Annotated in this window: 11 protein-coding genes; 9 read left to right on the top strand and 2 right to left on the bottom strand. The window is 72.4% G+C overall.

Going from position 1 to position 12,580, the window contains the following annotated elements:
• Positions 1-32: 32 nt before the first annotated feature.
• Positions 33-728: a TetR/AcrR family transcriptional regulator gene (locus ACZ7OH_RS23160; protein ID WP_470282658.1), complete on the bottom strand. Its 696-nt coding sequence runs from the start codon at positions 726-728 to the stop codon at positions 33-35.
• Positions 729-870: 142 nt separating this feature from the next.
• Here ACZ7OH_RS23160 and ACZ7OH_RS23155 point away from each other — a divergent pair, with 142 nt between their 5' ends.
• The 4 genes from ACZ7OH_RS23155 to ACZ7OH_RS23140 all read left to right on the top strand — a co-directional run bounded on the left by ACZ7OH_RS23155 (position 871) and on the right by ACZ7OH_RS23140 (position 5,353).
• Positions 871-2,247 (top strand): replication-associated recombination protein A, encoded by a 1,377-nt coding sequence (locus ACZ7OH_RS23155; protein ID WP_470282657.1) that lies wholly within the window; start codon positions 871-873, stop codon positions 2,245-2,247.
• Positions 2,248-2,347: 100 nt separating this feature from the next.
• Positions 2,348-3,964 carry a purple acid phosphatase family protein gene (locus ACZ7OH_RS23150; protein ID WP_470282656.1) on the top strand — a complete coding sequence of 539 codons (1,617 nt, stop codon included), beginning with the start codon at positions 2,348-2,350 and terminating at the stop codon, positions 3,962-3,964.
• A gap of 139 nt (positions 3,965-4,103) precedes the next feature.
• Entirely contained in the window at positions 4,104-4,481 is a 378-nt protein-coding gene (locus tag ACZ7OH_RS23145; protein WP_400889907.1) for a VOC family protein, read from the top strand.
• 26 nt (positions 4,482-4,507) lie between these two features.
• A complete protein-coding gene (locus ACZ7OH_RS23140; protein WP_470282655.1) occupies positions 4,508-5,353 on the top strand; it encodes an NAD(P)-dependent oxidoreductase in 846 nt (281 codons plus the stop codon).
• On the opposite strand, the gene ACZ7OH_RS23135 is transcribed toward ACZ7OH_RS23140, so the two are convergent.
• On the bottom strand, positions 5,350-6,231 hold the full coding sequence (locus ACZ7OH_RS23135; protein WP_470282654.1) for a hypothetical protein: 882 nt from the start codon (positions 6,229-6,231) through the stop codon (positions 5,350-5,352). The genes ACZ7OH_RS23140 and ACZ7OH_RS23135 overlap by 4 nt on opposite strands.
• A 128-nt stretch (positions 6,232-6,359) precedes the next feature.
• Here ACZ7OH_RS23135 and ACZ7OH_RS23130 point away from each other — a divergent pair, with 128 nt between their 5' ends.
• The 5 genes from ACZ7OH_RS23130 (at position 6,360) to mltG (ending at position 12,569) form a co-directional block, all read left to right on the top strand.
• A complete protein-coding gene (locus ACZ7OH_RS23130) occupies positions 6,360-6,746 on the top strand; it encodes a DUF948 domain-containing protein (protein WP_400889913.1) in 387 nt (128 codons plus the stop codon).
• Positions 6,743-7,048 (top strand): hypothetical protein, encoded by a 306-nt coding sequence (locus ACZ7OH_RS23125; protein ID WP_470282653.1) that lies wholly within the window; start codon positions 6,743-6,745, stop codon positions 7,046-7,048. Before ACZ7OH_RS23130 ends, ACZ7OH_RS23125 begins: the two co-directional genes overlap by 4 nt.
• A gap of 73 nt (positions 7,049-7,121) precedes the next feature.
• Positions 7,122-9,782 (top strand): alanine--tRNA ligase, encoded by a 2,661-nt coding sequence (alaS, locus tag ACZ7OH_RS23120; RefSeq protein WP_470282652.1) that lies wholly within the window; start codon positions 7,122-7,124, stop codon positions 9,780-9,782.
• A 64-nt stretch (positions 9,783-9,846) separates the two neighbouring features.
• The gene (gene ruvX, locus ACZ7OH_RS23115) at positions 9,847-10,275 is read left to right on the top strand and encodes a Holliday junction resolvase RuvX (RefSeq protein ID WP_315863291.1); all 429 of its coding nucleotides are present in this window, start codon (positions 9,847-9,849) and stop codon (positions 10,273-10,275) included.
• Complete coding sequence (mltG, locus tag ACZ7OH_RS23110; protein ID WP_470282651.1) at positions 10,272-12,569, top strand: endolytic transglycosylase MltG; 2,298 nt, start codon at positions 10,272-10,274, stop codon at positions 12,567-12,569. The genes ruvX and mltG overlap by 4 nt, the downstream gene beginning before the upstream one ends.
• The last annotated feature ends 11 nt before the right edge of the window (positions 12,570-12,580 follow it).

Below are 12,580 nucleotides of genomic sequence, written 5' to 3'. Positions count from 1 at the left end.
CCGCCCCTTCTTTCCCCTGTGTGGCCCCGGGATCAGCCGGGGGCCTTGGTGGGATCGTGTGCGTAGATCCCTTTCCGGTAGCCCGAGACAAGCTCCTCGAGCGCCGAACCCAGTTCCGCCGCCACGTCCGCGACCGCCGCGGGATCGGGCTCCCCGGCCGGCTCGAACGCGGTGCGGATGACGTGCGCGAGGGCTTCCGCCTTCGCCTCCGGCGAGATGCCGTCGAACTCGTCGGTCAGCGTCCCGCCGAAGTAGAAGCCGACTGCCGTGGCGTTGAGCGCGAAGGACAGGTTCGGGATGTCCGACCGGACCAGGCCGTGCCGCAGCATGGTTTCCTCGAACTGCGTGCGCAGCTCGTCCTGCTGCTTCTTCAGGGCGAGGTCGCCGAGCGAGCCGAACATCTCGGCGTTGCCGCGCAGCATCGCCATCACCAGCGGACGGCGGTGCGTGGTGAGGAACGACGCCGAGATCATCCGGTGCGGGAGGATCATCGCCGGATCGGCCTTGATCGCCTGCAGGAGCTCGTCGGTCAGGTCGGCCGACTCGCGCATCATCAGCGCCTGGAACAGCAGTTCCTTGTTGCGCCAGTGCAGGTAGACGGTGCCCTTGCCGATGCCGACCGCGCGCGCGATGTCGTCGACCGCCACCTTCCGGTAGCCCATGCGCAGCAGCAGCTCGCCCGCCGCGTCCAGGATGCGGTCGGCGCGCTCGCGGTTGGGATGGCTCATGCGTTCGTCCACCTGCTGGTTCGTTGAGAGTTTGACCAGTTGACCGGAATCGCACTTTCGGTCAACCGGTCATCACGACGGTAGCGCCGGTGCGCCGACCACGGCAAGGGTTCTGTCGGTGCCGTCGGTTAACGTCATCGGTGTGGCACAGGACGAGCTCTTCACCGTGAACGCCGACGTCGCGCCCCCGCCGGAGCGCACGACGTCGAACGCGGCCGAACCGCAGGCGGACCCGGCGAGTTCGCCGCTGGCTGTGCGGATGCGGCCGCGCTCGCTCGAGGAGGTCGTCGGCCAGCAGCACCTGCTGCGCGAAGGCGCCCCGCTGCGGCGGCTCGTCGAAGGCGCCGCGCCGGCGTCGGTGCTGCTCTACGGCCCGCCCGGAACGGGCAAGACGACGCTGGCCAACCTCGTCTCGATCGCGACGGGACGCCGGTTCGTCGCGATGTCGGCGCTTTCGGCGGGCGTCAAGGAGGTGCGCGGCGTCATCGAGGAGGCGCGGCGGCGCCGGCAGTACAACGCCGAGAACACCGTGCTGTTCATCGACGAGGTGCACCGGTTCTCCAAGACCCAGCAGGACGCGCTGCTCGGCGCGGTCGAGGACCGCACCGTGCTGCTGGTCGCGGCGACCACCGAGAACCCGTCGTTCTCCGTCGTTTCGCCGCTGTTGTCGCGCTCGCTCGTGCTGCAGCTGCGTCCGCTGACCGACGAGGACATCACCCACCTGATCGAGCGCGCGCTGGCCGACGAACGCGGCCTCGGCGGCGAGCTGACGCTGACCGAAGACGCGCGCGCCCACCTCGTCCGGCTGGCGGGCGGGGACGCGCGCCGCGCGCTCACCGCGCTGGAGGCGGCGGCGGACGCCGCGTCGGCCACCGAGGCGAAGACGATCGACCTCGCCATCGTCGAGTCCACTGTGGACAAGGCGGCGGTCCGCTACGACCGCGACGGCGACCAGCACTACGACGTCATCAGCGCGTTCATCAAGTCGATCCGCGGGTCCGATGTGGACGCCGCGCTGCACTACCTGGCCCGGATGATCGAAGCGGGGGAGGACCCGCGGTTCCTCGCCCGGCGGCTGGTCGTGCACGCCAGCGAGGACGTCGGCCTGGCCGACCCGACCGCGCTGCAGGCGGCCGTCGCGGCCGCGCACGCCGTGCAGTTCATCGGCATGCCGGAGGGCCGGCTGGCGCTCGCGCAGGCGACCATCCACCTGGCCACCGCGCCGAAGTCGAACGCCGTCGTCACGAGCATCGACGCGGCGCTGGCGGACGTCCGGGCCGGGCTGGCCGGCGCGGTCCCGCCGCCGCTGCGGGACGGCCACTACGCGGGCGCCAAGAAGCTGGGCAACGCCCAGGGCTACCGGTACCCGCACAACGTCCCGGAAGGCGTGCTGGCCCAGCAGTACCCGCCGGACGAGCTGGTCGGCCGGGACTACTACGAGCCCACGCAGCGCGGTGCCGAGCGCACCCTCGCCGAGCGCGTCCCGAAGCTGCGCCGCACGATCCGCGGCGAAAGGTAAAGGCGGCTTGGGAAAGTCTTGACCCGCGGCCGGGGAACTCGACCGCTCGCGTTCGTCTCGGTGTCGGGCGCCCGGCACGTCCGTCGGCGAGCATCCGCGCATGGAAATCCCGAGAGTCGGTGTCCCCGACGCCCTGGCCGCCCGCCTCACCATGGCCGAGCAACACGACTACCTCAGCCGCCGCTCCCTGCTCAAGGGTGCGGCCGCGACCGGCGCGCTGCTGGCCGCCGGCCCGCTCCTGCTGCCGGGCACCGCCTACGCCGACGGCGGGAAGGTCGCGCCCGCCGGCCGGCACCTCGCGTTCGGCCGCAACCCGCGGACCGACATCCGGGTCGCGTGGCAGGTGCCCGCCCGGGTGAAGAACCCGTTCCTGCGCGTCGCCGACCACCACGACCGCCGCGGAATCCAGTGGGGGCACCGGATCCCGGCCGAAACGCGCGCACTGCACTCCGAGGTCGCCGGGGTCATCGCGCCCTACGACCAGTACTACCTGCACGCCGAGGCGTGCGGCCTCGCGCCGGGCCGGACCTACACCTACGCCGTCGGCCACGACGGCTTCGACCCGGCCAAGGGCGACGGCGGTGCCGCCGCGCTCTCGACCTTCACCACCGCGCCCGCCCGCGGCTTCCCGGCCGGGAAGTTCACCTTCACCGCCTTTGGCGACCAGGGCGTCTCCACCACCGCGCTGGCCCAGGACGGCGCCGTCGCGAAGCAGAACCCGCGGTTCCACCTGCTCGCCGGCGACATCGCCTACGCCGACCCGAGCGGCGCCGGCCGCCCGCCGGGCCCGGTCGCCGACGGCGGCCACGACCTGTTCGACCCGAAGGTCTGGGACGCCTACTACAACCAGATCGAAGGCGTTGCGGCGTCGGTGCCGTGGATGGTCACCACCGGCAACCACGACATGGAGGCGCTGTACTCGCCCGACGGCTACGGCGGCCAGACCGCGCGCTGGGACTTCCCCGGCAGCGGCCCGGCGGACTGCCCGAGCGTGTACTCGTTCATCTACGGCAACGTCGGCGTGATCTCCCTCGACGCCAACGACGTCTCCTACGAGATCCCGGCGAACCTCGGCTACTCGCACGGCTCGCAGACCGCGTGGCTCAAGCGCCGCCTGCGGTACCTGCGGCTGCAGCCGGACGTCGACTTCATCGTCGTGTTCTTCCACCACTGCGCCTACTCGACGACCAACCAGCACGCGTCCGAGGGCGGCGTGCGGGAGGAGTGGGTGCCGCTGTTCGACCAGTACCACGTCGACCTGGTCGTCAACGGGCACAACCACATCTACGAGCGCACCGACGCCCTGCGCGGCGGCCGCGTGACGCGCAAGGTGGCCATCGGCGACACCGTCGACCCGGACCGCGACGGCACGGTCTACGCGACCTGCGGCGGCGGGGGCCGGAGCGTCTACAGCTTCCCGGTGCCCGACACGTTCGACGGTGAGTTCACCTCCTACCACTGGGTTCGCGGCGGCGGCAAGGAGACGGAGACGGTCGGCTGGTCGCGCGTGCGCTACACCGGCTACTCGTTCCTCGCGATCGACGTCGAGCCGGCGTGGTTCGGCCGCAAGACGACGCTGACCGTGCGGACGCTCCGCAACGACGGCGCCGAGATCGACCGCTTCACCGTGCGCCGCACGGCGGGCCTGCACACCGGGTTCGGCGTCGCGCCGCGCGCGACCGCCACGGGCCTCGGCGCGGACGCCGGCGACGCCTGAGCGACGCGGCCGGGGCGGGAAAATCCCCGCCCCGGCTGTGCACCGGTGACCGGCGCACAGCGGCATGATCGGCTTCCGTACACTCCGCTTCCTCGGGGTGGCCCGGAAACCGGGCCCGGCGACGGCAGGAGGCGTGCCCGTGCCCGCGACGCTGCAGTGCATCGTCCTGGACTGTCCGGAACCGGCCGTGCTCGCCCGGTTCTACCAGGCCCTGCTCGGCGGCGAGGTGGACCGGCCGGACCCGCGCTGGCGGGTCGACGAGGACTGGTCGACGCTGCACGTGAACGGGATGGTCCTCGGGTTCCAGCGCGCGCCGGACCACCAGCCGCCGCGCTGGCCGGACCCGGCGCGCCCGCAGCAGTTCCACCTCGACTTCGAGGTGGACGACTTCCGGGAGTCGCACCACGCCGTCCTGGTGAACGGCGGCCGGCTGCTCGACCCCGACCTCGGCGGGCGCGGCTGGCGCGTCTACGCCGACCCGGCGGGTCACCCGTTCTGCCTCCTCGGCGATTACTGAGGGCACTCTCCGGGAATGTGGAGAGCATGAGTGTCGCGTTTCTCGGAACCGGAATCATGGGCGCGCCGATGGCGGCCAACATCGCGAAGGCGGGCCTCGACGTCCGGGTCTGGAACCGGACCCGGGCGAAAGCCGAGCCCCTCGCCGACGTCGCCGCGGTCGCGGATTCGGCGGCCGCGGCGGCCGAGGGCGCGGACACCCTCGTGACGATGCTCGCCGACGGACCCGCGGTCGCCGAAGCGTTCGAAGCGGCTTCGCCCGCGTCAGGCACGTTGTGGCTGCAGATGAGCACGGTCGGCCTCGACTGGACCGACCGGCTCGCCGCGCTGGCGGAGAAGGCGGGCGTGGTCTTCGTGGACGCGCCGGTGCTCGGCACGCGGCAGCCGGCGGAACAGGCGCAGCTGCAGGTCCTGGCGTCCGGCCCGGAAGAAGCCCGGCCCAAGGCCACACCGGTGTTCGACGCGGTCGCCGTGAAGACGCAATGGCTCGGCCCGGCCGGCAACGGCAGCCGGCTGAAGCTGGTGATGAACGCCTGGGTGCTGGCGCTGACCAACGGCACGGCGGAGAGCCTGGGCCTGGCCGCCGGGCTGGGCTTGGACCCGGCGCTGTTCCTGGAGACGATCAAGGGCGGCGGCCTCGACGTCGGCTACGCGCACGTGAAGGGCGGCGCGATGCTGTCCGGCGACTACGCGCCGTCGTTCCCGGCGGGCTTGGCGGCGAAGGACGCGCGGCTGGTGGTGGAGGCCGCGGGCGACGACGTCGACGTCGCGGGCGCCCGCGCGGTCCTCTCGCACCTGGAAGCCGCGGTGGAAGCGGGGCACGGCGACGAGGACATGGCGGCGCTCTACCGCGCGGTCGTGAAGGAGCTTTAGACGAGCGTCGCGAGCCGGTCGACGCCCAAGCCGCTCGTCATCAGCCGCTCCTTCGCGTTGCCGAGCAGCTTGCGCGTCCACGGGGTGAAGCCGCCGTCGCCGACTTCGGCCGGGGAACCGCCGAAGGCCGCGTACACCTTGAAGCACAGCCCTTCGTAGTACCCGCCCCGGCCGCCTTCGCGGTCCGGGAACGGGTGGACCGGTACCTCCACGGCGTCGAGCAGGTCCTCGAACCGCGGGTCCAGCACCGTGACCCCGAGCGAGACGTCCGTCGCGCCCAGCGCGCGGCACCCGGCGACCACCAGCCGCGCGTGCTCGGCCAGCGCGGTCCGTTCGAACGCGAGGTTGCCGGTGTCCCGGCCCGCCGTCACCGCCCCGAACAGCGAGAAGTGCGCGAACAGCCCCGGTGCGACCCGCTGGGCGCGCACGACCCGCTGCACCGTCGCCAAGCGGACCACGGAAGCCGAAGCGCGCCGGACCGCCGCTTCCAGGGCCAAGCCCGTCGTGGGATCCGCGGCCACCTCGGTGCCGCGGCCGGTCGGGACCACCCGGTGCTGGGCCAGCCCGGCCACCGCCGAGTGGGTGCCGAGCGGCGTCAGCGGGGAAAGCACCACCGGCTCGAACGCCGCCGCCGCGCCGAGCAGCGCGTCCTCGACCCGCCGCAGCGAAGCGAACGACAACGGGCTGGGCGCCGCGAACCGGTCTTCGCGGTGGCGGCGCAGCACGTCGGGGCCGGACAGCCGGGCCGCGCGGCGGCGCGCGACCTCCAGCTGGACCGTCGTCAGGTCGGCGCCGGGCAACGCGGCCAGCACGTCGGCCGCCGTGCCGCCCGGCCCGGAAAGGACCCTGAACGAAACCGGTCCGCCGTCGTGTCCCATCGCCCAGGTGTACCGCCCCGCGACCGCCGGGTCGACGCGTTTTCCGGCCCGCGCGGGGTGACACGGTCGGGGACCCGGCCAGGCGGTAACCTCATCGGCACCCAAGACCCGTGAACCGAGGAGGGCCCGTGTCGGCAGGGCAGATCGCCGCGTTGATCGCCGCAGGAGCATTCGTGGTGCTGGTCGTCCTGCTGGCGATCCCGCTGATCAAGCTCGGCAAGACGCTGGACGCGGCCACCGAGGCGATCGAGCGCACCAACAGCAACACCGACCCGCTGCTGATCGGCGCGAACCAGACGATCACGCACGTCAACACCCAGCTCGAGCGGGTGGACGGGATCACGTCGAACGCGCAGGCGGTCACCGGGAACGTCTCCGCGCTGACGTCGGTGTTCACCGCGACGCTGGGCGGCCCGCTGGTCAAGACCGCGGCGCTGTCCTACGGGCTCAGCAAGGCGATCAGGGCGCGCCGGAAGAAGAACGCGCTGAAGGCCGCGAAGAAGGCCGGCAAGTGAAGCGGCTGTTCTGGCTCGGCGTCGGCGTGGTCGCGGGCGTCGCGCTGTCCCGCAAGGCCGCCGAAACCGCTCGTCAGGCCACTCCGGCGGGGATAGCATCGAACCTGGGTGACGCCGTGCGCGAGCTGGCCGGCGCCGTGGGCTCGTTCGGCGCCGAGGTGCGCGCGGGCATGAACGAGCGGGAGCAGGAGTTGCACGACATGGTCGAGGAGCGGACGGGCGTGACCCCGCCCCGCGCCGAGGGGCGCCACGCGGCCGCCGCCCGGCGCCCGGTCCGGCGAGCTCGCCGGGCGGAAGGCTGATCCGGGCCTGCCCGGAGCCCTTCCGCCGCCGCCGTCCGACCCCGTTCGTCGCCACCAGTACAAGGACTGACCCGTGGACACACACGAAATCACCGATCGTTTCCTGCGCCATTTCGAGAGCAAGGGCCACACGCGCGTGCCCAGCGCGCCGCTGATCCTCGACGACCCGAACCTGCTGTTCGTCAACGCCGGCATGGTGCCGTTCAAGCCGTACTTCCTCGGTGAGGCGCCGCCGCCGTACCCGCGCGCGACCTCCGTGCAGAAGTGCGTGCGCACGCCGGACATCGACGAGGTCGGCAAGACCACCCGGCACAACACGTTCTTCCAGATGGCGGGCAACTTCTCCTTCGGCGACTACTTCAAGGAAGGCGCCATCGAGTACGCCTGGGAGCTGATCACCAAGCCCCAGAGCGAAGGCGGCTTCGGCCTCGACCCGGACCGCATCTGGGCGACCGTCTACGAGGACGACGCCGAGGCGGCCGGGCTGTGGCGCAAGCTCACCGGGCTGCCCGGCGAGCGCATCCAGGCGCGCGACATGGTCGACAACTTCTGGTCGATGGGCATCCCCGGCCCCTGCGGCCCGTGCTCGGAGATCTACTACGACCGCGGCCCGGAGTACGGCCGCGAGGGCGGCCCGGTCGTCGACGAGGACCGCTACATCGAGATCTGGAACCTGGTGTTCATGCAGAACATCCGGGGCGAGGGCAGCGGCAAGAAGGACTTCCCGATCCTCGGTGAGCTGCCCGCGAAGAACATCGACACCGGCATGGGCGTCGAGCGCGTGGCGACGATCCTGCAGGGCGTCGAGAACGTCTACGAGACCGACCTCGTCCGCCCGGTCATCGGCCGCGCGGAGGAGTTCTCGGGCCGGCGTTACGGCGTCAACCACGCCGACGACGTCCGCTTCCGCGTCATCGCCGACCACGCCCGCACCGGCGTCATGCTGATCGGCGACGGCGTCACCCCGGGCAACGACGGCCGCGGCTACGTGCTGCGCCGCCTGCTGCGCCGCATCGTCCGCTCCACGCGCCTGCTGGGCGTGCAGGAGCCGGTGCTGCAGGAGTTCGCCAAGGTCGTGCGCGACACGATGGGCCCGACCTACCCGGAGCTCGTCTCCGGCTTCGACCGCATCAGCGAGGTCGTCCGGATCGAGGAGGAGGCCTTCCTCTCGACCCTGACCAGCGGCTCGCGCATCTTCGACCTCGCGGCCGAGGAGACCAAGCGCGGCGGCAGTGACGTGCTCGCCGGCGACAAGGCGTTCCAGCTGCACGACACCTACGGCTTCCCGATCGACCTGACTCTCGAGATGGCGGCCGAGCAGGGCCTGACCGTCGACGAGGACGGCTTCCGCACGCTCATGAACGAGCAGCGCACCCGCGCGAAGGCGGACGCGGCGGCCCGCAAGACCGGCCACGGCGACCTCTCCGAGTACCGGAAGGTCCTGGAGCAGCACGGCGAGACCGAGTTCCTCGGCTACACCGACCTGCAGGCCGAGGCCAAGGTCGTCGCCCTGCTCGAAGACGGGCAGCCGGTCCGCAGCGTCTCCGCGGGCAAGAAGGCGGAGCTGGTCCTCGACCGGACGCCGTTCTACGCCGAAAGCGGTGGCCAGGTCGCCGACACCGGCGTGCTCCTCGGCGACGGCGTCGAGCTGAAGGTCCTCGACGTCCAGAAGATCGTCCCCGGCCTGTACGTGCACCGCGTCGAGGTCGCCGAGGGCGAGGTCGGCCTGGACACCAAGCTGACCGGTTCGGTCGACGCGCACCGCCGCCTGTCCATCGAGCGCTCGCACTCCGCGACGCACCTGGTGCACGCGGCCGTCCGCGGCGCGTACGGCAAGCGCGCGGCGCAGGCGGGTTCGCTGAACTCGCCGGGCCGCATGCGGTTCGACTTCACCACCCCGGGCTCGGTGTCGGCGGACGTGCTGACCGAGGTCGAGCAGGAGGTCAACGACTACCTGCAGACCAACGTCGAGGTGCAGAGCTACACCACGACCAAGGACAAGGCCCTCGAGCTGGGCGCGGTCGCGCTGTTCGGCGAGAAGTACGGCAACGACGTCCGCGTGGTCGACATGGGCGACTACTCCCGCGAGCTCTGCGGTGGCACGCACGTCGAGCGGATCGGCCAGCTCGGCCTGGTCAAGCTCGTTTCCGACGCCTCCATCGGCTCGGGTGTCCACCGCGTCGAGGCGCTGGTCGGCACGGACGCGCTGAAGTACGTCCGCAAGGAGCAGCTGCTGGTCTCGCAGCTGGCGAACACCTTCAAGGTGCCGTCGGACCAGCTGCCCGGCCGCATCGAGGACGTCCTGACCCGGCTGAAGAACGCCGAGAAGGAGATCACCCAGCTCAAGACCCAGCAGGTGCTGGGCTCGGCGGGTGCGCTGGTCGACAAGGCGCAGGAGATCGGCGGCGTCACGGTCGTGGCCGAGGTCGTCCCGGACGTCGACGGCAACGGCCTGCGCGCGCTCGCCTCGGACATCCGCGGCCGGCTCGGCTCCCGGCCCGGGGTGGTGGCGCTGTTCTCGCCGGCCGGCGAGAAGCTGAGCTTCGTCGTCGCGACGACCAAGGCGGCCCAGGACAAGGGCATCGCGGCGGGCAAGCTCGTCCCGTCCTTCGCCGAGAAGATCGGCGGCCGGGGCGGCGGCAAGCCCGACATGGCCCAGGGCGGCGGCACGAACCCGGCCGGCGCGGCCGACGCGGTCACGGCCCTGCGCGCGGCGATTGCCGGCATTGGTTAACCGCGGAAACCGCGGCCCGGATCGGCCTGGCAAGGACGATCCGGGCCGCGGCCGTCGGCTCGGAGTGGATGTCGGATCCGTCCGGGTCGGAGTGGCGCTGAGCGATCCGGCCCCCGTGCTCGCCTCGCCATTGGTTACCCTCTCCCGCGATGCGACCGACGACAGTGATCTGGACCAGCTGGCCGCCCTCGTCACCGAGCACGAGGTGGTCGAGGTGATCGTGGGCCTGCCGCGAACGCTCGCCAACCGCCAGGGACCGGCGGCCGAGCTGGCGATCGCGTATTCTGAACGCCTGGCCGGGCGGATAGCGCCCGTGCCGGTCCGGCTGGGCGACGAGCGGCTGACCACGGTCACCGCATCCCGCATCCTCTCCCAGCGCGGGGTCAAAGGCCGCAAGCAGCGCGCGGTGGTCGACCAGGCCGCCGCCGTGGAGATCCTGCAGGCCTGGATCGACGCCGCCGCTGCGCACCGCGCCCGGGAGGGAGACCGATGAACGAGCAGCCACCTGAGCCCCCACGCGGGCGCCGGCGACTGCGCGAGCCGGAAGCGGCGACCCCGCCGCCGTCCCGGCCCGCACCGAACCGCGAGGACCCGCGCGCGAGCGGGTACCAGGAGCTTCCGCAGCCGTCGCGGCGCAGCGGCTCCCACGAGCTGCCCCAGCCGTCGCGCCGGGCGCGGCCCGAGCCGGGCTACGACCCCCGCCGCGACGCGCCGCCGTCCGGCCGCCGTCGCCGCCTCGAGCCGCCGGGCACGCTGCCCCCGGCCGACGACGACTTCGACCCCCGCGAAGCCGAGCGCTCGGCCCCCGTCCGCGCCCGCCACGGGCTCGACGACGGTGCCGACGGCCCGGCCCCACGCCGCCGCCGGGCGGCTCCGGAGGCCCCCGAACCCGGGCGCCGCCGCGCGGCCCCCGAAGAGCAGCCGCGCCGCCGCCGTCCCGCGCCGAACCCGGACGAGGCCGACGCCCGCCGTCGCCGCCCGAGTCCCGAAGAGCTGGCCGAAGCCGACGCCGCCCGCCGGCACCAGGCGATGCTCGACCTGGAAGAGGCGGCCGAAGCACAGGCCGCTCGTCTGCGCGGCGCACCGGAGGAAGGGCAGGCCCCACGCCGCCGCCGCCGGGCCGAGCCCGACCCGGCCGAGGTCGCTGAGCCCCCGGCGGGACGCCGGCGTGCCGCGCCCGATCCAGCTGAGGCGGCCGAGCCACCGGTCGGTCGTCGGCGTGCCGCGCCCGATCCAGCCGAGGCGGTCGAGCCACCGGCGGGACGCCGGCGTGCCGCGCCCGACCCGGGCGAAGCCGGCGAGTCACACCGGCGGCGCGCGGCGCTCGACCCCGATGCCGACCCCCGCCGCGGGGCCTCGGAAGCCCCGCCGCCCGCTCGGCGGCCCGTCCAGCCGGGTGACCGGTCTGTCGGCGTGCCCGAACCCGGGCTGGAGCCGCCGCGGCGCCGCCGCCCGCCGCCCCCGCCGGCGCGCGAGGACCCGCCGACCGACATCATCCCGGCCCAGACCGAGCCGGAGCCGGTGCACGAAGAGCCCGAAGAGTTCTTCGCCGACGACGCCGAGTACGACGACTACGACGAGTACGCCGACGACTACGACGACGCCGAGTACGACGACGCGGAGTACGACGAGTACGACGACGAGCCGGAACAGCCGCGAAAGAAGAAGAAGAAGGGCAAGCGCGCCTTCGGCTGGGTCGCCGCGCTGGTCGTGATCGTGCTGCTCGCCGGCGGCGCCTACTACGGCTTCAACAAGATCTTCGGCTACGACGACTTCGAGGGCGCCGGCGACGGGGACGTGCTGTTCCAGGTCGACGACGGCGACTCGACGTCGGCGATCGGCGCGAAGCTCACCACGGCCGGGGTCGTCGCCAGCAGCAAGGCGTTCGTCAAGGCCGGTGAGGAAAACCCGAAGCTGGCCCGGATCCAGCACGGCTTCTACGTGATGAAGTCGCACATGTCGGGGGCCAGCGCGGTCGACCGGATCACCGACGCGGCCGCGCGCGTCGGCCAGCTGGAGATCCGGCCGTACACGCAGTTCGACGACATCACCCAGCCCGACGGCAAGGTCACGCCCGGCGTGTACAGCCTGATGGCGAAGGCGTCCTGCGCGCAGATCAACGGCAAGAGCACCTGCGTGACCGCCGACGACCTGCGCAAGGTCGTCGACAGCGCCGACCTCAAGACGCTCGGCGTGCCCGACTGGGCGATCGAGCCCGCCAACAAGGCCGACCGCAAGGACCGGCGGCTGGAAGGTCTGATCGCGCCGGGCCTCTACGACGTCCGGCCCGGGGCGACCGCGCAGGAGATCATCGGGCAGCTGGTGCGCAGCTCGACCGAGGCGATCCAGAACGCGGGGCTGAGCCCGCAGTCGACCGGCCCCGGGATGACGCCGTACCAGACGTTGATCATCGCCTCGATCATCGAACGCGAAGCCGTGAAGGCCGACTTCGGGAAGCTCTCGCGGGTCATCTACAACCGGCTGGCGAACAACATGCGGCTGCAGATGGACTCCACGGTCAACTACGTGCTGGACCGCCCGACCCTGGCGACCAACGACGACGACCGGAACCGCGCCGGGGCCTACAACACCTACAAGAACACCGGCCTGACCCCGACGCCGATCTCGGTGCCGAGTCCCGACGCGATCCAGGCGGCGGTGCACCCGGTGGCCGGCGACTGGATGTTCTTCGTCAAGTGCGAGAAGAACGGCCTGTCCTGCTTCGCGGTCACGTTCGACGACCACAAGGCGAACGTCAAGCTGGCCCAGCAACGTGGTGTCTTCTGAGCCTCGCCGCG

Source organism: Amycolatopsis sp. NPDC114478 (genome assembly GCF_055633805.1).
Note: the sequence above shows the minus strand (reverse complement) of the source record. Positions and strands in the feature narration are given on the sequence as shown.